At 58.6% G+C, this 19,923-nt stretch carries 18 protein-coding genes; 7 read left to right on the forward strand and 11 right to left on the reverse strand.

All coding sequences use genetic code 11. The features are described from left to right. Position 1 precedes the first annotated feature (1 nt). The gene (locus tag F3J41_RS19510; protein ID WP_166712152.1) at positions 2-3,772 is read right to left on the reverse strand and encodes a translocation/assembly module TamB domain-containing protein; all 3,771 of its coding nucleotides are present in this window, start codon (positions 3,770-3,772) and stop codon (positions 2-4) included. Next, positions 3,769-5,508, reverse strand: a complete 1,740-nt coding sequence (locus tag F3J41_RS19515; RefSeq protein ID WP_031280152.1) for an autotransporter assembly complex family protein — start codon at positions 5,506-5,508, stop codon at positions 3,769-3,771. The genes F3J41_RS19510 and F3J41_RS19515 overlap by 4 nt, the downstream gene beginning before the upstream one ends. 454 nt (positions 5,509-5,962) lie before the next feature. Between F3J41_RS19515 and F3J41_RS19520 the strand changes: the two genes are divergently transcribed. Beyond that, complete coding sequence (locus F3J41_RS19520; protein ID WP_021509741.1) at positions 5,963-7,306, forward strand: hemolysin family protein; 1,344 nt, start codon at positions 5,963-5,965, stop codon at positions 7,304-7,306. 56 nt (positions 7,307-7,362) lie between these two features. Here F3J41_RS19520 and F3J41_RS19525 read toward each other — a convergent pair whose 3' ends face one another. Next, complete coding sequence (locus F3J41_RS19525) at positions 7,363-7,569, reverse strand: DUF1107 domain-containing protein (RefSeq protein ID WP_031280153.1); 207 nt, start codon at positions 7,567-7,569, stop codon at positions 7,363-7,365. A 313-nt stretch (positions 7,570-7,882) separates the two neighbouring features. Between F3J41_RS19525 and F3J41_RS19530 the strand changes: the two genes are divergently transcribed. Then, positions 7,883-8,440 (forward strand): YtfJ family protein, encoded by a 558-nt coding sequence (locus tag F3J41_RS19530; RefSeq protein ID WP_166712154.1) that lies wholly within the window; start codon positions 7,883-7,885, stop codon positions 8,438-8,440. Positions 8,441-8,471: 31 nt separating this feature from the next. Here the strand turns inward: F3J41_RS19530 and cysQ are convergent, their stop codons facing one another. Next, the gene (cysQ, locus tag F3J41_RS19535; protein WP_021509744.1) at positions 8,472-9,218 is read right to left on the reverse strand and encodes a 3'(2'),5'-bisphosphate nucleotidase CysQ; all 747 of its coding nucleotides are present in this window, start codon (positions 9,216-9,218) and stop codon (positions 8,472-8,474) included. A 281-nt stretch (positions 9,219-9,499) separates the two neighbouring features. Between cysQ and F3J41_RS19540 the strand changes: the two genes are divergently transcribed. Further along, positions 9,500-11,458: a bifunctional 2',3'-cyclic-nucleotide 2'-phosphodiesterase/3'-nucleotidase gene (locus tag F3J41_RS19540; protein WP_166712156.1), complete on the forward strand. Its 1,959-nt coding sequence runs from the start codon at positions 9,500-9,502 to the stop codon at positions 11,456-11,458. A 34-nt stretch (positions 11,459-11,492) separates the two neighbouring features. Here the strand turns inward: F3J41_RS19540 and fklB are convergent, their stop codons facing one another. After that, positions 11,493-12,113, reverse strand: coding sequence for an FKBP-type peptidyl-prolyl cis-trans isomerase (fklB, locus tag F3J41_RS19545; RefSeq protein ID WP_021509746.1), 621 nt, complete (start codon positions 12,111-12,113; stop codon positions 11,493-11,495). A 184-nt stretch (positions 12,114-12,297) separates the two neighbouring features. Between fklB and F3J41_RS19550 the strand changes: the two genes are divergently transcribed. Then, a complete protein-coding gene (locus F3J41_RS19550; RefSeq protein ID WP_150360361.1) occupies positions 12,298-12,957 on the forward strand; it encodes an OapA family protein in 660 nt (219 codons plus the stop codon). A gap of 55 nt (positions 12,958-13,012) precedes the next feature. Here F3J41_RS19550 and rplI read toward each other — a convergent pair whose 3' ends face one another. From rplI to rpsF, 4 genes are read right to left on the reverse strand one after another with little or no spacing between them, the layout of a single operon-like run. Continuing rightward, entirely contained in the window at positions 13,013-13,462 is a 450-nt protein-coding gene (gene rplI, locus F3J41_RS19555; protein ID WP_021509748.1) for a 50S ribosomal protein L9, read from the reverse strand. Positions 13,463-13,501: 39 nt separating this feature from the next. Then, positions 13,502-13,729, reverse strand: coding sequence for a 30S ribosomal protein S18 (gene rpsR, locus F3J41_RS19560; protein WP_000135199.1), 228 nt, complete (start codon positions 13,727-13,729; stop codon positions 13,502-13,504). Positions 13,730-13,733: 4 nt separating this feature from the next. Further along, positions 13,734-14,051 carry a primosomal replication protein N gene (gene priB, locus F3J41_RS19565; RefSeq protein ID WP_031280155.1) on the reverse strand — a complete coding sequence of 106 codons (318 nt, stop codon included), beginning with the start codon at positions 14,049-14,051 and terminating at the stop codon, positions 13,734-13,736. 6 nt (positions 14,052-14,057) lie between these two features. Continuing rightward, positions 14,058-14,453: a 30S ribosomal protein S6 gene (rpsF, locus tag F3J41_RS19570; protein WP_021509750.1), complete on the reverse strand. Its 396-nt coding sequence runs from the start codon at positions 14,451-14,453 to the stop codon at positions 14,058-14,060. A gap of 386 nt (positions 14,454-14,839) precedes the next feature. Here rpsF and F3J41_RS19575 point away from each other — a divergent pair, with 386 nt between their 5' ends. After that, complete coding sequence (locus tag F3J41_RS19575) at positions 14,840-15,046, forward strand: hypothetical protein (RefSeq protein ID WP_021509751.1); 207 nt, start codon at positions 14,840-14,842, stop codon at positions 15,044-15,046. A 50-nt stretch (positions 15,047-15,096) separates the two neighbouring features. Here the strand turns inward: F3J41_RS19575 and yjfP are convergent, their stop codons facing one another. After that, positions 15,097-15,846 carry an esterase gene (yjfP, locus tag F3J41_RS19580; RefSeq protein ID WP_166712158.1) on the reverse strand — a complete coding sequence of 250 codons (750 nt, stop codon included), beginning with the start codon at positions 15,844-15,846 and terminating at the stop codon, positions 15,097-15,099. A 159-nt stretch (positions 15,847-16,005) separates the two neighbouring features. Between yjfP and F3J41_RS19585 the strand changes: the two genes are divergently transcribed. Further along, positions 16,006-17,937, forward strand: a complete 1,932-nt coding sequence (locus tag F3J41_RS19585) for a methyl-accepting chemotaxis protein (RefSeq protein ID WP_166712159.1) — start codon at positions 16,006-16,008, stop codon at positions 17,935-17,937. Positions 17,938-17,992: 55 nt separating this feature from the next. Continuing rightward, entirely contained in the window at positions 17,993-18,319 is a 327-nt protein-coding gene (gene bsmA, locus F3J41_RS19590; RefSeq protein WP_021509754.1) for a biofilm peroxide resistance protein BsmA, read from the forward strand. On the opposite strand, the gene F3J41_RS19595 is transcribed toward bsmA, so the two are convergent. Beyond that, positions 18,293-19,921 carry an isovaleryl-CoA dehydrogenase gene (locus F3J41_RS19595; RefSeq protein ID WP_166712161.1) on the reverse strand — a complete coding sequence of 543 codons (1,629 nt, stop codon included), beginning with the start codon at positions 19,919-19,921 and terminating at the stop codon, positions 18,293-18,295. The two genes, bsmA and F3J41_RS19595, sit on opposite strands and share 27 nt — an antisense overlap. Between the last annotated feature and the right edge of the window lie 2 nt (positions 19,922-19,923).

The following is a 19,923-nucleotide window of genomic DNA, read 5'->3' on the forward strand; positions in this document are numbered from 1 at the left end:
GCTAAAACTCAAACTGATAGAGCAAATCCAGTGCCTGATCGAGACCCGACACGGCTTCCAAATAGAGTTTGGGCATCAGGCGATAACGCAAAGTGAGCGTCGCCAGTGAATCAAATATGCCAACACCGTATTTTACCTGCAGACCCGGCAGCACATAACCACTCACCTGCACCTGCTGGCTGTCGCCGACACCGGTGGTATCAAGCGCAAGGTTACTGACGCCGAAGGTCTCGCCGATTTTACCCATAACCTGACCACTTTGTGCAACCCCCAGTCCAACCAGCGCCGAGGTTAAGGCGTTGCTGTCGCCATCGCTGCTGAGTCCCTGACCGCGTAACAGGTAAGACAGCGCCTCCTGCTGCGACATTGCCGGGTCGGAGAAGACCTCCACCTTCGGCTCGTCGGCCAGTCCGGTGACGCGCAGACCGGCTGTCACATCATCCTCGGTGGCTTCCGGGTTACGAATCGCCTCCAGGTTGACGTACGGCTGATCCGGCGGACCGGCGAACTGCAGCTCGCCTTTACGCACAATCAGATCCTGACCATACGCGTGGAAACGGCCGGAAGGAATATTGATTTGTCCGTTTAAGCCCAGGCCGGTTTTATCCTGCACCAGTTTGAGATCGCCGTTGAGGCGCGCTTTCAGGCCAAAGGCCGAGAGGCGCACATCGTTGCCGACGTGGATCACCAGATTGCTGTTGATTGGGATCGCGGCGGTTTTCGGCTGAATCGGCTTGAGGTTCTCATCCAGCATCACCTCATCCGACGACACGCCGGTAGCGCTCTCCGGCACTTCCTGCACCGTGATGCGCGCCCACGGAATATCAACCTTGCCGTCAAGGTTGAACGCCGCCGGTGTGGCTTCAAACGCCAGGTCCGGCGAAACGTCCATCCGCACCATCGGCGGAACGGTAACGCGAATACGGCTGCCCTGCGCAGTAACGCGCGCGCGCCAGTTATCCAGCTGGCTCCAGTCCGCATTGCCGCCCAGATTGAGGTTACCCTGCTGCGTCTGGATCAGGCCATTGAGCGTGGAACTCATGCCGTTAAACACCAGGTTGAGATTGGCCGAGGTGAGATCGACCGGCATAAAGCTGCCGTCCACATCAACATCGCTCAGCCCCAGCTGACCAAAGATCTGCGGCTGCTGCAGCGTGCCGCCGAGACGCAGATTGCTGTTGAGGTTGCCTTTGATCTTCTCGCCCTGCATCAGCGCCGGGTTGAGCATCGCCAGCGAAATGTTGCTGATGCCGATGTTGCCTGACAGCTGGCGGCGATTCTCCGGATCGGCGATTTGCACGTTGCCGCTCAGCTGACCGTTATTCACGATGTGAATCAGCCAGTCGAGCTGCGCGCGTCCATTACGCAGCGCCGCATTCAGGTTGAGCGTGTCCAAGGCGATCGGCAGGTTATTCCCCTGCACATCCTGCACCACTTTTACGCCGTTTCCTTTAAGCGACACCGTGCCGGTCGGCAGCGCGCCGTCGGCGGTCCAGTTCACGCGCGCATCACCGCTGAACACGCCGTTCAGCTGGGTGGCATCGGTGAGGAACGGCTTAACCATTGCCAGATCAAAGCGGTTCAGCACCACGTGCGCATGGCCGCTGGCTCCGGCCTCGATCGGCTCCGGCACGCACAGCTGCGCGTTGGGGTTTTGCCAGCAGTGCGGCCCGATGGTGGCGCTCTCTTTGCTGTTCAGGTAGTCAATCGTCATCGCGCGCGTCAGGCGCCATTCGCCCACCGGCGTGTCAAAACGCGTATTGTTGAGATTGCCCTGCCAGCGCTGCGTCTGGCGATCAAAGCTACCGTTGAGCGCCAACTGGCCGGAGACCGGCTCGCCCTGCACATTGAGTTTCAGCTGGTGCTGCTTCTCGTTACCGTCGGCGTTGAGCGTCAGCAGGCCGATCTTAAACGCGTCCTGCTGTAGCTGCTCCACGCGCAGCTGCAGTTTACCGGCGACCTGATCGCTGGATTTCACATCGCTCTGCAGCGTGACACGGCGGATCTGCAACTGCTGCCAGCGCAGGCCGCTGGCGGTAAGATCGGCCAGCAGCTGGGGCGCCTGCAGCGTACCGCGCGCTTTGATGGTGCCTTTGGCTACGCCGCCGAGGCCCGGCAGCGCATTATCCAGATGCGGCGCATCGACAATGGCATCGAGATTTAGCGCGTCGCCCAGTTCGCCCTTCACGTCGAGATGGTTGCGCCCCAGCGCGATGTCAATGCCGGGGATTTTCCACTGATTGTAACTGTTGCCGGTCAGCGAGCCTTCGGCGCTCACCGCGTTCTGTTTCACATTGCCCTTCAGCGCCAGCTGCGGCACGCTGAGCTGCCAGCTACCGCCGTACAGGCTGCCGCGCGTGGTGATTTTACCGTCGAGCTTAGCCGGCCAGTCAGGATACTGTTTAGCGGTGTTGATGCCCGCCAGCGTCAGTTCACTGCGCCAGCTGATGGCTTTGCTCCAGTCCACCAGCGCGCTAAGGTCAATGTTGCCCTGCAGCGCCGCCACGCGCAGTTTATCCAGGCTGAACTGCTGCACGTTGCCTTTACCGTCCAGCGTAATGGTGGCCGGCGGCACCGCTTCGCCCTTCACCGCGGTGCGCAGCGACATCACGTAGTCGGTGGCTTTGCCGCTGAACTGGTAGTCGAGATTATCCGCCTGATACTGCACCGGACCGGTCAGCGGCCAGCGCAGCTGCGGGCTGGTGAGTTTGAGCGACAGCGGCAGACCGGCGACCGCCGGCTGCGCGGCGGCGTCCAGCTGGGCACGCACCGGCCCCGAGAGGTTCAGGCCCAGCTTCAGCTCGTCACGCATCGCCCCGGCGAGGTTCAGTTTGATCTTCTCGCCTTTAATCGGATCGAGATTCAGCGAGCCGTTGAGCACAAAATTGACCGGCCAGTTATCCGCCAGCCGGGCATCGCCGCTGGCGTTGATCTGCCCCTGCGGCGAGTCGACGTCAAAGGTCTCCAGCTGCACATGCCGGTTGGTAGTTTTGGCCTTCAGCAGCAGACGCGTAATCGCCACATCCGTATCGCCGGTGATGCGCAACTGCTCACCTAACAGCTGCTGCACGTTGATATCGAGCGGCAGCTGGAAATCCGGCAGTGCCGGCAGCAGCGGCTCGGCAAACATCGCCTGCAGCGTTTCGCCCAGCGGTTTCTCATCCGGTTGCGGCTGCTGCACTTTAGGCTGCACCACCTGTTCGTCCGCCACTTTCGCCGCCTTCGGCAGCGCGATCAGCAGGCTCTGGATATGGGTGGGATTGAGCGTCAGCGCGCGATCCTGCCACTGCAGGCCGCTGGTGAAGTCGAGCAGCGAAATGGCGGTGTCATCGACTTTGACGTTGATGTTATGCAGTCTGACCCGGCTCAGGGTAATCGGGTATGGCGTGCTGAGATTGCTGCTGCCGCTCTCCTCTTCCGGCGGCGGCGCACTGGCGGGCGTCATTTTTTTGCTGTCGACCACCACGCTGACATCCTGCAGCGCGATATCGTTCACGCACACCGAGGAGTGCAGCAGGCAGTTGAGGTTGAGCGCCAGATGGAAGCGCCCGGCATCCACGCTGACGCCCGGCATCTGGTATTTCACGCCGCTCAGCGTCAGATCGCGCCAGCCGCCTTCCACCTTGTTAATCGACAGGCCCGGCACCCAGCGATCGGCACCTTTAAACAACAGATGCAATCCGGGCGTGGTGCCCACCAGAAACGCCACGCTGGCCAACAGCACCAGCAGGAAAATACCGATACCGATCAGGACCTTTTTCCACAGCTTCATAGTTCAGGCCCCAGTCCTACATAAAATTGCAATCCATGCTCCTTGTCGTCACCAATCGGGCGCGCGATATCAAACTTGATCGGCCCTACCGGAGAAGACCAGCGCACGCCGAAGCCTGCACCGGTTTTAACGTTACTCTGCTTGATGTCGTTGACCGCTTCACCCGAGTCGACGAATACCGCGCCCCACCATTTGCCGGAGACGTTGTACTGATACTCAAGCGAGCCGGTGGCCAGCTTTGAGGCACCGGTGAGTTTGCCTTCGTCATCGCGCGGCGAGATATCTTTGTATTTGTAGCCGCGAATGCTGCGGTCACCGCCGGCGAAGAAGCGCAGATCGGGCGGCACTTTTTCAAAGTCGTTGGTTTCAATCCAGCCAAGGTTACCGCGCGCCACAAAGCGATGCTTCTCGCCCAGCGTACGGATCCATACGTTCTGCGCCTGCAGGATCAGGAAGTCGACGTCCGAGCCCCAGGTGGTGTCCGACACATCTACCGAATAGCGCTGTGAATCGCCCCAGGTCGGCATCAGGCCGCCGCGCGAACGGGTGCGGTTCAGGCTAACGCCCGGATAGAGCAGCATGGTGGTGTTGGTGACGCTGCCCTGAGTAAAGTGGTCGAGACTCCAGCGCAGGTTAACCGCGCGCTGCCAGCCGGAGCTGCTGTCCCAGTTACGCGACATCGCCAGCGTGGTGGTGTCCGATTTGGTGTCGTTGAGATCGGTGCGTTTCAGGCCGCCGGAGAAGGTGTAGTACTGCTCCAGCGGACTTTTCAGCAGCGGCACTTTATAGCTGAGATCAAGCTGCTGCTCCGGCGCGGAGATATAGGCGCTGGAGGTCAGGCTGTGGCCGCTGTCGTTGATCCACGGCTTTTTCCACGTGCCTTTCAGCCGCGGTCCGACGTCCGTCGAGTAACCGACACCGGCTTCGATGGTGTTCTCCACGCGCGGCGACACGGCGGCGCTGAGCGGCAGCACTTTGGTCTGGCGTCCTTTATCGAACTCGGGTGCCACGACGACAGAATTAAACCAGCCGGTGGCGGAGAGGCGACGATTGAGTTCGGCCAAATCGCGTGAGCTGTAGGGATCGCCCTTTTTGAACGGCACCAGGTTGCGCAGATAGGCTTCATTGATTTGCGAACCTTCAAAGCTGACATCGCCGAAGCGATAGCGCGGGCCGCTGTCGTAGTCGATATCCCAGAACGCTAAGCGCCGTTCTACCGAGACACCAAGCTGGCTCTGCTTAAAGTCACCGTCGAAGTAACCATTACGCAGCGCCAGGCTGGAGAAGCCGTTTTTGAATTTATCGTAGTCGCCGTGATTGAGCTGGCTGCCGACTTTCGGCCTGCCCTGCTTCACCCACGCCTGATAATCAGGATCGTCTTTTGCGGCGCCTTCCACCACGATGGTGCTGCCGCCAATCTTCACCGGCTCACCGGCGGTGACGCGGGCAATCAGCACCGGACGGCCACCCTGCGGCGGTGCCGGGCGTGATTCAAAGTCGATCTGCGGCTCGTAATAGCCCAGCGCACGCAAACCTTCTTTGATCGCGGCAGCCACGCGCGCCTGGAAACGGCCGTCGTTCGACACCTCGTCACTGCCGATAGTGGACAAGCGCGCCCTGACGTTTTTCTGTAACTCCCCGGTCAGGCCTTCCAGCTGCAGTCGCACTTTGGCTGCCTCAACAGCAGGTGCGGCAAGCAGCAGGCTGGCCAAGCAATAAGCATGAAATCGCGGCACGCGTACTCCTGTTAATAATGCCTGCCCCTATTCCGCAGGGGCGTTAACTCTGGTGGAAAGGGTATCACCACACCTTGCATACCCATCAGCATAGCCGCTCTTTTTTGCGAGCGGCTGCGTAAAAACGGCCGCTAAGCCAAATCGACTGCTATTGTCGGTAAATGTGCGTACCGATACAACAGCGAAGCCGTGCTTCTGCGCACCACCAGCCGCCACTCGGATTAATCCGAGCCGGCCAATCACGCCGCTGGCGGCAGCAATAGCGCTGCTGCTATAATCAGCGACCAGCAGGCCTCGCCTGCACGCATTTCTGCCCCGACGTTAACGTGACTTTGTCGAACTGGCGCAGACATTTTTGGCACGGATAGCCCTGTTTGACGGGTAAGTACCGGATGTACGCCTCTTCGCGCTGCCCAGGCCAAAAATGACAAGTGATTAACCCAACGGATCTTTTATGCTTGATAGCCTGCTTGTCATTCTTTTACTGATCGTAATCAGTTCATTTTTTTCTCTGTCGGAGATCTCGCTGGCGGCTGCCCGCAAGATCAAACTGAAACTGCTGGCCGATGAAGGCAACATCAACGCGCAGCGCGTGCTGAAGATGCAGGAACAGCCTGGCATGTTCTTCACCGTGGTACAGATTGGCCTCAACGCCGTCGCGATTCTCGGCGGTATCGTCGGCGATGCGGCGTTTTCGCCCGCCTTCAGCAGCCTGTTCAACCGCTTTATGGAGCCGGAACTGGCGGATCAGCTCAGCTTTATCTGCTCCTTCACCATCGTCACCAGCCTGTTTATTCTGTTTGCCGACCTGACGCCAAAACGCGTCGGCATGATCGCGCCGGAAGCCATCGCGCTGCGCATCATCAATCCGATGCGCTTCTGCCTGCTGGTTTTCCGCCCGCTGGTATGGCTGTTCAATGGCCTGGCCAACGTGTTCTTTCGCATCTTTAAGCTGCCGATGGTGCGTAAAGATGACATCACCTCGGATGACATTTACGCGGTGGTAGAAGCGGGCGCGCTGGCCGGCGTGCTGCGCAAGCAGGAGCACGAGCTGATCGAGAACGTATTTGAGCTGGAATCACGCACCGTGCCTTCGTCTATGACCTCGCGTGAAAATATCGTGTGGTTCGATCTGCACGAAGACGAAACCAGCCTGAAAACCAAAATCGCGCAACACCCGCATTCGAAGTTTCTGGTGTGCGACGGCGATATCGACCATATCGTCGGTTACGTTGATTCCAAAGAGCTGCTGCTGCGCGTGCTGGGCAACCAGAGCATGACGCTTAACAGCGGCGTGCAGATTCGTTCGGCGCTGATTGTGCCGGATACGCTGACGCTGTCAGAGGCGCTGGAGAGCTTTAAAACCGCCGGCGAAGACTTCGCGGTGATCATGAACGAATATGCGCTGGTGGTCGGGATTATCACGCTTAACGACGTGATGACCACGCTGATGGGCGATCTGGTCGGTCAGGGGCTGGAAGAGCAGATTGTGGCGCGTGACGAGAATTCCTGGCTGGTGGAAGGCGGTACGCCGATTGATGACGTGATGCGCGTGCTGGATATCGATGAGTTCCCGCAGTCCGGCAACTACGAGACCATCGGCGGCTTCATGATGTATATGCTGCGTAAGATCCCCAAACGCACCGATTTCGTCAAATTCTCCGGCTACAAATTTGAGGTGGTGGATATCGACAGCTACCGCATCGACCAGCTGCTGGTGACGCGCATTGACGATCGCCCGCCGGTGCTGAATGTGTCGAAGAGTACGCTGGATGAGTCTGAAGGGCCTGCCGCGTAGCAGTGATTGTGCGGTTACAGAAAGATTCAGGGCGCCAGCGGCGCCCTTTCTTTTGCTTAGTTGTACTCGGCTTGCAGCCGCAGCACCTGGCGGTTGATTTCTGACATCACGCTAAGGTGCTGTTTATCCTTGACGCGCGGCAACATGACTTTGCCTTTGTCGAACTCAAACGCGCCAACATCCTTGATGTACAACCTTCCTTTAAATAGCGTCTTTACATATTTCGCAATTTGCAGCGGGTTATAGCGCTGGAAGATCTTCATGCTGTTTAACTCCTGAACAGATGTAATACGCTTCGCCGTTGCCAAATTCGGTACGAGCCCTTGAAGCGCAAATGAGGCATAACTATAGAACATGATTCCTTGCCGATGTTCCGAAAAAATGGATTTTTTACTGAATTGACACATCATTACAGAGAACTCTGTCATAACGATCACAAAATCCAGTATAAACCTTCATTGGTTAAGGAATTGTGGCATGGGTTACAAAGCTGCTATCTCATCGCGACAGGCGCATCATCCACGCCTAATATTGCAAAAACATGAATAACTGGTCGGATCACTAAGGAGCATTACCATGCGTTTGGCACATTCCATGATAGCCCTGGCGCTGCTGCTGCCCAGCCTTGCCTCAGCCCACGCGTTTAAGGTTGGCGAGCGCGTACCGGCAGTCGGCGTTAACGACAAAGGAGAACTGCTGTATCAGCAGGAGAAGTTTCGCTACCAGCCCTGGAACAGCGCCCAGCTGAGTGGCAAAGTGCGGGTTATCCTGCATATTGCCGGACGCTCGTCAGCCAAAGAACAAAACGCCGCGCTGATTGAAGCCATCAAAGCCGCCCAGCTGCCGCACGACCGCTATCAAACCACCACGGTGGTGAATACCGATGATGCCATTCCCGGCACCGGGATGTTTGTGCGCAGCAGCATTGAGAGCAATAAACAGCAGTATCCGTGGTCGCAGTTCATTGTCGACAGCAACGGCAACGCGCGCAAGGCGTGGCAGCTGGAGAAAGGCGGTTCGGCGATTGTGATTCTGGATAAGACCGGCCATGTGCGTTACGCCAAAGACGGTCCGCTGACGCAGGATGAAGTGCAGCAGGCGATGAAACTGATCCATCAGCTGCTGCAGGCGTGATCGCGCCACAGCGGGTGGCGCGCACAGCGTATCAGAACAGCGAGACGCGGAAGCCCGGATTCAGGAACGACTCGCGCGGCGCGTAGTCGAGGGTTTTGCCCTGCCAGTCATGCACGTGCGCGCCAGCGGCAATGGCTACCGCATGGCCGGCACCGGTATCCCAGATATTGGTCGGCCCGAAGCGCGGATAGAGCTGCGCCTTGCCCTCTGCCACCAGGCAGAACTTGAGCGAGGAGCCGATAGCGGTGGTCTGATGCTCGCCCAGTTGGGTCAGATACTCTTTCAGCTCTTCGTCTTTATCAGCGTGCGAACGGCTCACTACCACCAGCAGCGGTCGCGCTTCACGTACGTGGATCTGCGTGGTGTGGCCGCCCTCTTCTTTCCACGCTTTGCCTTCGGCCGCAGAATACATCACCCCCAGCGCCGGCGCGTACACCACGCCCAGCACCGGTTTGCCGTGCTCAATCAGCGCGATATTGACCGTGAACTCGCCGTTACGCTTAATGAACTCTTTGGTGCCGTCGAGCGGATCGACCAGCCAGTATTGCTGCCAGTGCTGACGCACATCCCAGCCGGGTGGATCCTCTTCCGACAGCACCGGCACGTCAGGCGTCAGCGCTGCTAAGCCCTGCACGATAACCTGATGTGCCGCCAGATCGGCCGCCGTGACCGGTGAATCATCCGATTTACGCGTCACGTCCAGCGGTTGTGCGCCATCGTAGACCTGCATAATGGCATCGCCCGCGCTGCGCGCCAGCTGGCAAATTTTATCTAACATTGTTCACCTCATTTCGGCTGATGCTGCCGCTGAAACCCCGGCAGCCCGTCTCCAGATATTTTAGCAGCTGCGCTGTGACAGCCGCAGCTAAGCGTATTCGCTTTGATTATCAATATCATAGTTCGGTCGTGGCGGCTATGGCGCAATGCTGAAGGGCAGGCACTCCGTCAGCTTACGCAGGAAAGAGGCAAAACCCCGAGCCCCATCACAAATTGAAATGATAATTCGTCATGGTTTTACATTATTTTGAGAGGCCCATTAAAGCGAACAAGGAGCAAGCCATGTTCAAAGCGAGCATGTCGTTACTGGCACTGTGCGTTGCAGCCGCCACGGTGCAGGCTGCCACGGTGGATTTACGCATTCTGGAAACCACCGATCTGCACAGCAACATGATGGATTTCGATTACTACAAAGACACGCCGACCGAAAAGTTTGGTCTGGTGCGCACCGCCACGCTCATCCAGCAGGCGCGTGGCGAAGTAGCAAACAGCGTGCTGGTGGATAACGGCGACATTATTCAGGGCAGCCCGCTGGGCGATTACATGGCGGCCAAAGGCCTGCAGCCGGGTGAAATCCATCCGGTGTATAAAGCCCTTAATACGCTGGATTACGCGGTAGGCAATCTCGGCAACCACGAATTTAACTACGGCCTGCCCTATCTGCAGCAGGCAATTGCCGGGGCGCGTTTTCCCTACATCAACGCCAACGTTATCGATGAAACCAGTGGCAAGCCGCTGTTTACCCCCTATTTAATTAAAGAAACCGCGGTAAAAGACCGCGACGGCAAGCCGCATACGCTGAAAATCGGCTATATCGGCTTCGTACCACCGCAGATTATGGTGTGGGATCGCAACAATCTGCAGGGTAAAGTGCGCGTTGATGACATCACCGAGACAGCGAAGCGCTATGTGCCAGAAATGCGCGCAAAAGGTGCTGAAATAATCATCGCTATTCCGCACTCCGGTCTGAGCAGTGAGCCGTACCATGCCATGGCGGAAAACTCGGTGTATTACCTCAGTCAGGTGCCAGGTATCAATGCCATCATGTTCGGCCATGCGCACGCGGTGTTTCCCGGCAAAGAGTTTGCGGCGATTAAAGGCGCGGATATAGCTCAGGGCACGCTTAACGGCGTACCGGCGGTGATGCCCGGCATGTGGGGCGATCATCTCGGCGTGGTTGACCTGGTGCTGAAAAATGACGGCGGCGGCTGGCAGGTGACCCAGGGTAAAGCCGAAGCACGGCCAGTTTACGATGCGGTGGCGAAAAAATCGCTGGCGGCGGAAGATGCCGATCTGGTGAAAGTGCTGGCCGACGATCATCGCGCTACGCGTGAATTTGTGGCAAAACCGATCGGCAAGTCGGCGGATGTGATGTACAGCTACCTGTCGCTGGTGCAGGACGATCCCACCGTGCAGATCGTCAATAATGCGCAGCGTGCTTACGTCGAACGCTTCATTCAGGGCGATCCCGATCTGGGCCGCTTACCGGTGCTCTCGGCAGCGGCACCGTTTAAAGCCGGCGGCCGTAAGAACGATCCGGCCAGCTACGTTGAAGTGGAAAAAGGCGATCTCACCTTCCGTAATGCCGCCGATCTCTATCTCTACCCGAATACGCTGGTGGTGATGAAAGTCAGCGGCGCGCAGGTGAAAGAGTGGCTGGAGTGCTCGGCAGCGCAGTTTAATCAGATCGACGTGCATCGTCGTCAGCCGCAGTCGCTGATCAACTGGGATTTCCGCACCTACAATTTTGATGTGATTGACGGCGTGCAGTATCAGATCGATGTGACGCAACCGGCGCGCTACGACGCCGAATGCCAGCTGATTAACCCGGCGGCATCACGTATTCAGGATCTGCGCTGGCAGGGCAAACCGATCGATCCCAAAGCGATCTTCCTCGTTGCCACCAATAATTACCGTGCCTGGGGCGGCAAATTTGCCGGTACCGGTGAGCAGTATGTCGCGTTTGCCTCGCCGGATGAGAACCGCTCGGTGGTGGCCGCCTACATCAGCAGCGAAACCCGCACCCACGGCGCGGTGCAGCCACAGGCCGATCACAACTGGCGGCTGGCACCGATCGCCAGCGCAACGCCGCTGGATATTCGCTTTGAGACCGCGCCGGGCGCAAAAGCCACGCAGTTTATTGAGAAGTATGCTGATTATCCGATGAAAGCCGTTGGCAGTGATGAAACGGGCTTTGCAATCTGGCAGGTGGATCTACAGAAGCAGGCAGAGAAGAAGTAGTGACAGGGGCGCCAGACACGGCGCCCGCTGTTTATTACAGGATTTCCAGCAGCTCGACTTCGAAAATCAGGGTGCTGAATGGCGGGATGGAGGCACCCGCGCCGCGCTCGCCGTAAGCGAGATTGTGCGGAATGGCCAGCTCCCACTTCGAGCCTACCGGCATCAGGGTCAGCGCTTCAATCCAGCCAGCAATCACGCCGCTGACCGGGAATTCAGCCGGTTCGCCACGGGCAACGGAGCTATCAAACACGGTGCCGTCAATCAGCTTACCGGTGTAGTGCACGCGTACGCGATCCTGACGTGATGGGATCGGACCATCGCCCTGGGTGATGACGCTGAACTGCAGGCCGGATTCGGTGCTGCTCACGCCTTCACGCTGTGCATTCTGCTCGAGGAACTGCTGACCTTCGGCCGCCATGGCTTCGACGCGCTCACGACGTACGCCTTCGGCACGCTCGTGGACTTCACGCAGCGCACGGTGTACCACGTCAACCGGAACTGCCGGTGAGTTCCCTTCCAGCGCGTCGCGCAGGCCCGCAAGCAGCGCTTCTGGCTGCAGACCCTGCAGTCCAGACTCTTGCAGCTGCTGACCAACCTGTAAACCGATACCGTAACTTGCTTGTGATTCGACGCTGTCAAATGAAGGGGTCGTCATCTTGTTTCCTTAATCCCGGAGAAAATAGAACCGGCAGCATAACAGCGCAGGCGGCTGGCGTAAAATCTCGCGCGCCGCGGATGACATTTCCCGGGGAAAGAGAAACAATATGCAGGTCAAATTTTTCAATGCTGGCAGGCACTTCGCGCCCGCTTTGCCCATACTATAGAACAAGAGAGCATCCATGGGCCAAATCGCCCCACGACGTCGCAGGACGCGCGCACCGCGTACCTTATTTTCCCGGTTGCAACGCTGGCTGCCTGACAGGCGCGTCACGACCGCCAGCGAGGAGGAGGAAAGAATGGCTTCTGAAACCCCGTCGCGTATACCCGCTGTGCTGCAGCGCATCTGGCATCTGCTGGATAACGTACGCTGGATGGATCCGCTGCCGCCGCTGCACCGACGCGGTATCGTTATTGCCCTGCTGGTGATGCTGCTGGCGTTTCTCTGGCCTGCCAGCACACCGCAGTATCCGGTGGAACGTCCGGCGGAGAGCAGCGGCAAAGAGGTGCCGATGCAGGCGGAAATCTACGATAACAATGCGCAGCCGCCGCAGAATACGACGCCAAAGAGTGATGCCCAGGGCGAATGGCACAGCTATACCGTGGCCTCGGGCCAGACGCTGGCGCAGCTGTTCCGTGACAACAATCTGCCGGTCAATGATGTGTTTGCCATGGCGCGGGTGGAAGGCGATGGGCAGCCGCTGAGCGCGCTGCAGAGTGGTCAGCAGGTGAAGATTCGTCAGAACGCGCAGGGCGTGGTGACCGGCTTAACGGTCGAGAGCAGTAACGGTCCGGTGTTGTTTACCCGCCAGCCAGACGGCAGTTTTATCCGCGCGCAGTAAGCGACAGAAACAAAAACGCCGGCACAAGGCCGGCGCTTTCAAACCAAGTAAAAAATTACTCAGCTACTACATTCACAACCAGTTTCGCGAATACTTCGCTGTGAACCTGGAAGTCAACTTCGTGCTCACCGGTGGTGCGCAGAACGCCGTTTGGCAGGCGAACTTCGCTCTTCGCCACTTCAACGCCAGCTGCAGTAACTGCATCAGCGATGTCGCGGGTACCGATGGAACCGAACAGTTTACCTTCGTCGCCTGCTTTAGACGCGAGAGTAACGGTGCCCAGTGCATTGATTTTCTCTGCACGTGCGTTAGCAGCAGCCAGAACGTCAGCCAGTTTGGCTTCCAGTTCAGCGCGACGCGCTTCGAAGAACTCAACGTTTTTCTTTGTAGCAGGAACAGCTTTACCCTGTGGAACCAGGAAGTTACGAGCGTAGCCCGCTTTAACGTTAACCTGATCACCCAGGCTGCCCAGGTTTGCTACTTTATCAAGCAGAATAACTTGCATTACCTTATCCTCTTAAAGTCGTTAATGGACAGTTGCCGATTACTGATGACGATCAGTGTACGGCAGCAGAGACAGGTAACGCGCGCGCTTGATAGCACGAGCCAGCTGACGCTGGTATTTTGCACGAGTACCGGTGATACGGCTTGGAACAATCTTGCCGCTTTCAGTGATGTAGTTTTTCAGCGTTGCGATATCTTTATAATCGATCTCTTGAACGCCTTCCGCGGTGAAACGGCAGAACTTGCGACGACGGAAATAACGTGCCATTTGGCTAGTCTCCAGAATCTATCAATTCAATCTGCTCGGCATGTAACACAAGTTTGCTCTGGCCATTGCGTGCCTGATGGCAGCTAATAAAACCTTCGAGTGTGAGTTGCGTGCCGACCGTTATATGTTGAGTAATCGCCTGATGGGCGCTGCCGCTGATAATCACCGGCATCTGACACCAGGCTTGCCGGTGAAACCCGGCTTCCTCCTGCACAGAACGATGCTCAAGCACGAACTGGCAGTGAGGAATCCCTGACGGACTGACTTTTCGAACTGGCGTCTTGCACACGGTGCCAGACAGGCGCAGCCGATTGGCCGTCATCGTGGATTACTCTTCAGAATCCCCAGCATCTGAGTCTTCTGCCGATTCGTTAGCGAAGTCTTCGCGGCGCTCACGACGCTCGTCTTTCGCTTTAACCATCGGAGAAGCTTCAGTTACCGCGTGCTTAACGCGCATAACCATGCTGCGGATAACGGCGTCGTTGAAGCGGAAGTTAGTTTCCAGCTCGTCGATCACTTCCTGCGGTGCTTCTACGTTCAGCAGAACGTAGTGTGCTTTGTGCAGTTTGTTGATCGGGTAAGCCAGCTGACGGCGACCCCAGTCTTCCAGACGGTGGATCGTGCCCTGTGCACCAGTGATAGCACCAGTGTAACGCTCGATCATGCCCGGAACCTGCTCGCTCTGGTCAGGATGGACCATAAATACGATTTCGTAATGACGCATCGATAGCTCCTTACGGATTATTCAGCCTCCTGTCAGGGTCAGCTGCGGCCCACGGAAGCAAGGAACGTTATAGGTTGCGAATCACCCAAAAGATGAAACACACCTCTGAATGCAGCTGAAAAATTGACGCGTAATCATACTGACCTCGCCGGGGAAACTCAAGCGCACAATTCATCAAATTGTCGCTGTCGTGCCAGGCGGGGACACCTTTTGTGCTAAGGATTGAGATTCAGCAGGTTAGTCAGAGATTGTTCAAAATCCCTGAACGAGGCGTTCAGCACGACGATCTGGCGTCGTACTGGTGAAGAACTAAACTCTCTACAGGCGCAACGGTTTGGCTTAATCAGCGCGCCTGAGAGTGAAATCCCTGGAGTGAGGAGTCGATTATGAAAGCTGTCATTATCGCCACTTTACTGGGTCTCTTCCTGTCTACCCCCGCTCTTGCCAGCTCCGCTGACCAGGCGCTGCAGATGAGAAGTAACAGCAGCAAAGCGGCTTCAGGCTATGTCTACGTTAACCGGCTGGATGCGCCAGGCGGTAACCCGGTCAGCGCGAACACCAGCGCCGCCGACCGCTTGTCGTCACAACTGTAGTCCGGCCTGTTATCCCGGGCTGGCGTGTCCGCACCGCCAGCCCGTTCCGTTTACAAATGATGTTTAAAGAAACTGACCAGCGCGGTGAGCGCTGGCGGCGTGATTTTGTGCCCGATCTGCTTTTCCGCCAGAAAAGTGAGCCGGCTGTCGAGCTGCGCCTCGCGCAACGCCTTCTCCAGTCGCACCGTTTCGGCAAACGGTACGACTTCATCCGCTTCACCGTGCCATAACAGCAGCGGCCGGTTAGCCAGCTGCGCCAGCTGCTGACAGGGATCGTAGTCTGCCAGCGGGGCCAGCCGCGCCTGTAACGCCGCTTTTTGCTCTGGCGTGTGCGCCACCAGCGGCGGGAACAGCGTCTGACTGAGCTGCATGAAGTAGCCGGAGCCCATCAGACAGGCAACACTGTGCAGGTGTGGATAGCGCGCCATCGCGCCCAGCGCAGTCATGCCGCCCATTGAGGCGCCGGCAATGGCGAAACGCTCATCCGCCACCCAATCGTTGTCGCGCAGCGCCGCTTCCAGCAGCGGCACTTCATCGATGTTCTGGCGCAAAATCTCCCAGAAGTGCGTCATGCGCGCGTCGGTATCACCGTTGTAGCGCGCGCCGTGCATCTCTGCATCCGGCATCACCACACGGAAACCGGCCTGCGCCAGCGCCACGGCAAAGTAGCTGTACACCTCTTTCGACGAGGTAAATCCGTGATAAAACAGGATGGTGGGTAAGCGCGCCAGCCGCTGTCCGGCCGGTGCCGCGTGAATACACTCAATGCCCGCCAGGTTCTCCGTTGCCAACTCAATCATACCGTCTCCGTTGAGAATGATTATCACTGGTCTCAGTGTACGTGCTGCCGGCCAAAACGCGAACCACATCACATTTATTTCGATTAATTTCTGCCCTAAACATTTGCCGCATTTTGCCGTTGATCCTGTACCCCTCCAGTTATTTATTAAAGGTACTTTATGAAGCGTCTCTCTCTCAGCGCCATGAGTCTCGGAATTAAGCTGTCTGTATTGACGTCTTTCAGTGTGGCAATCGTGCTGTTTGCCCTGACGTTAACGCTCAGCCATAACGCCGCGCGCCAGCTGGAGCAGCTGGCTGTCGACGATATGCAAAACCAGGTGCTCGGCATTAATGAAATGGCCACGATGTTTAACGCGACCTTATCGGAAGAAGTGGCGAACTATACCCGGCTGTTTCAGAGCTTTTTACCCAAGCGATTCAGCCGTGACGACAGCTCACGCATTCAGGTGGGATCGTTCAGCACGCCGACGCTGCGTGCCGGGCTGAAAACCCTCAACCTCGATCAGATCGCCGTGGACGATTTTCTCGATCGTACCGGTGCAGTCTCCACCATCTTTGTGCGCGACGGCGAGGATTACATTCGCATCGCGACCTCACTAAAGAAAGAGGATGGCAGTCGCGCGGTGGGCACCCAGCTTGATCGCAGCAGCGCGGCGTGGCGCAGCGTGAATAGGGGCGAAGTGTATCGCGGCCTGGCGACGCTGTTCGGCCATCGCTATATCACGCAATACCAGCCGGTGCAGGACGACAGCGGCGCAGTCATCGCCATTCTGTTTGTTGGCGTGCAGATTGATAAACAGTACGCGCTGATGCGGGAGAAAGTGCTGGCGCGACGTCTCGGTGACAGCGGCAGCTTCTTCGTGCTGAACGGCACGCCGGGCAGCGCACAGGGCCAGTATCTGTTTGCCCGTCAGTCAGAAGGCAAGCTGCCGGACTGGGATCGCAGCGTACAGCAGCAGATCCTGACGCAGCCGCACGGCCTGCTGGAGATCGCGCATCAGGGCGAAACCCGCCTGCTGGCATGGCAGCAACTGCCGGGCTGGAACTGGATTATCGCCGGTGAAGTCAGCCGCGCCAGCCTGCTGGCACCGATCACCCACAGCCGCAATCTGTTCATGCTGATTGGCCTGGCGCTGGTACTCGCCTTTGCCATTGGCTTTGTGCTGTATAGCCGGCGCGCCATTACCCGGCCGCTGCAGCAGGTGATCCATCTGGCCGAGCAGTACGCGGCGGGTAATCTGCAGGCGCACCTCGACTCAGCGCGCCGCGACGAGATCGGCCAGCTGGTGAGCGCGATTAACGGCATTGGTGACGGCCTGGAGAAAGTGGTAGGCCAGGTACGCGCCGCCGCGCGTGAGATCAGCGACGGCACCGACACCATTGCGGCCAGCAGTTCCAGCATTAGCGAGCAGATTGGCCGCCAGGCGAGCAGCGTCGAAGAGACCTCGGCCAGCATGGAGCAGTTTGGCGCAACCGTGGCGCAAACCGCCGCTAACGTGCGTCAGGCGATGGCGCTGGTCGGTGAAGCCGCCAGCACCGTCAGCCAGGGCGGCAGCACCGTGGCGCGCTCGGTAGAGACCATGGCGGAGATTCGCATTGCCTCACAGAGCATCGCCGACATTACCCACGTGATCGAGTCGATTGCCTTCCAGACCAATATTCTGGCGCTCAACGCTGCGGTTGAGGCGGCGCGCGCCGGTGAGCACGGCAAAGGCTTCGCGGTTGTCGCTGCGGAAGTGCGTGCGCTGGCGCAGCGCAGCGCCAATGCGGCGAAGGAGATTGATGGGCTGATCGCCAGTTCGATCGACAAAGTGGCCGCCGGCCATGCGCTCTCGGAACAAACGCGTGACGCCATGAGCCATATTGTCAGCCATATCGAACAGGTGAAAACCCTGATGGGGGAAATCAATATCGCCGCTCAGGAGCAGGCCGCGGGCATTGGTCAGGTCAATCTGGCGATGAACCACATCAGCCATGCGACCCATCAGAGCAGCGACATGATTAACCAGTCCGAGCACACGGCGCAGCACCTGAGTCAGAAAGGCCATCATCTGACCCAGCTGGTGAGTATTTTCCGCCTCAACGACTGATGAGCCGGGGCAGATGGCTTACACTTGAGTCATCTGCCTGTTTTCCGGAGCCACCATGCGTACGCTTATTCTGCTGCTGGGCCTGCTGCTGAGCGGCTGTGCCGCACTGCACACCACGCCACAACCCCCGCCAGCGCCCACCACTCAGGCGCAGGAGATCACCCGCGCGCAAAGCTATGGACTGCCGAAGCTTGGCACCGTCAGCGCCCATTCACGCGGCTCGCCGGATGATGTGCAGCGTGCGATCGCTGCACGCGCCAATCAGAGCGGTGCGGTTTACTATCAGATCCTGATGGTCGATGAGACCACCATGCCTGGCTTCTGGTATGCCACCGCCATTCTGTACGGCGCGCCCTCAGGCGGCAGTAGCACGCTGCAGTAAGCGTGCGTTCAGATCATCACTCAGCGCCTGCGCCGGGCGCGATGAGAGATAACGCGCGCACCAGCTGTCTGCCAGCGGCGGTTCTGCCGCTTTCAGCAGCACCGCGGCACTCGCCAGCCGAATCAGCATGTCGCTAACCTGCCGTGCCTGCTCTTCGCGCAGGTTGCCGAGCTGTAGCCGCAGCTGACGCCAGCAGCGATCGAAGTGGCGATTGCTGCCCTTCACCGCATCAAACTCATCATGCAACATGCTAAGCACCTCTGCATGCCGCCCCAGTACACGCAGCACATCCAGGCACATCACGTTACCCGAGCCCTCCCAGATGCTGTTCACCGGCATCTCGCGATACAGGCGCGGCAGTTCACTCTCTTCGCAGTAGCCAATGCCGCCCAGCACCTCCATGGCTTCAGCCACAAATGGCATGCCGGCTTTGCAGATCACGAACTTGGCCGCCGGGGTGAACAGGCGTGCATACAACCGTTCATGCGCGCTGGCCGGCGTTGACCAGGCGCGCGCCAGACGCAGCAGCAGCGCGGTTTGTCCTTCCAGCTGCAGTGCCTGCTGCGCCAGCACCGCGCGCATCAGCGGCTGATCGCTAAGGCTTTTGCCCATCACCTGACGCTGACCGGCGTGATGCAGCGCAATCGCCAGCGCGCGTCGCATCTGGCCATGGCTGCCGAGCGCGCAGTCAAAGCGCGTCATACCGCCCATTTTCAGGATCAGCCGCACGCCATCGCCCTCTTCACCCATCAACCAGCCGAAGGCATCCTGAAACTCCACTTCGGCACTGGCATTGGCGCGGTTGCCCAGCTTGTCTTTCAGGCGTTCAAGACGAATGGCGTTGCGCGTGCCGTCCGGCAGCAGGCGTGGCAGAAAGAAGCAGCTCAGCCCGGCGGCGGTCTGCGCCAGAATCAGGTGCGCGTCGCTTTGCGGCACCGAGAAGAACCATTTGTGGCCGGTGATGCGCCAGGGTTCGCCCGGCGCACGCGTGCCAGGCGGTTCGGCGCGTGTGGTGTTGCTCAGCACATCGGTGCCGCCCTGCTTCTCCGTCATGCCCATGCCAATCAGCAGGCCGCGCTTCTGGCTGCCGGGCAGATGATGCGCATCATACCGATCGCTCAGCAGTCGATCGTGCCAGTCGGCGTAGGGAGCGGGCAGATGAGTTTGCAGCAGCGGGATCGCGGCGTGAGTCATGGTTACCGGGCAGAGTGAACCGGCTTCCACCTGCGCATGCAGAATGAAACGCGCCGCGCGCGCCACCATGGCGCTGCCCTGCACGTCGGGCTGCCAGCTCAGGTTATGTAACCGGCTGGCGCACACGCCCTGCATCAGCAGATGCCAGGCAGGATGAAAGCGCACCTCGTCGAGCCGCTCACCGCGCGCGTCGTAACGCAGCAGCTCCGGCGGCTGTGCATTGGCCAGGCGACCTAATTCCAGTGATTCCGCGCTGCCGAGTTGCAGGCCAACGGACGCCAGCCATTCGCGGTCCCAGCCGGCCCCTTCACGCACCACCGCCTCGCACAGCGCGCTGTCGCCGGTGAAGAGATTGCTGTTGCTGAGCGGAGATGGTTGATTGAATACGCTGTGAGTGGTCCAGGCCATGG

It is taken from the genome of Pantoea sp. Ap-870 (genome assembly GCF_011752515.1).
GTDB classification, from domain to species: Bacteria; Pseudomonadota; Gammaproteobacteria; order Enterobacterales; family Enterobacteriaceae; genus Pantoea; species Pantoea dispersa.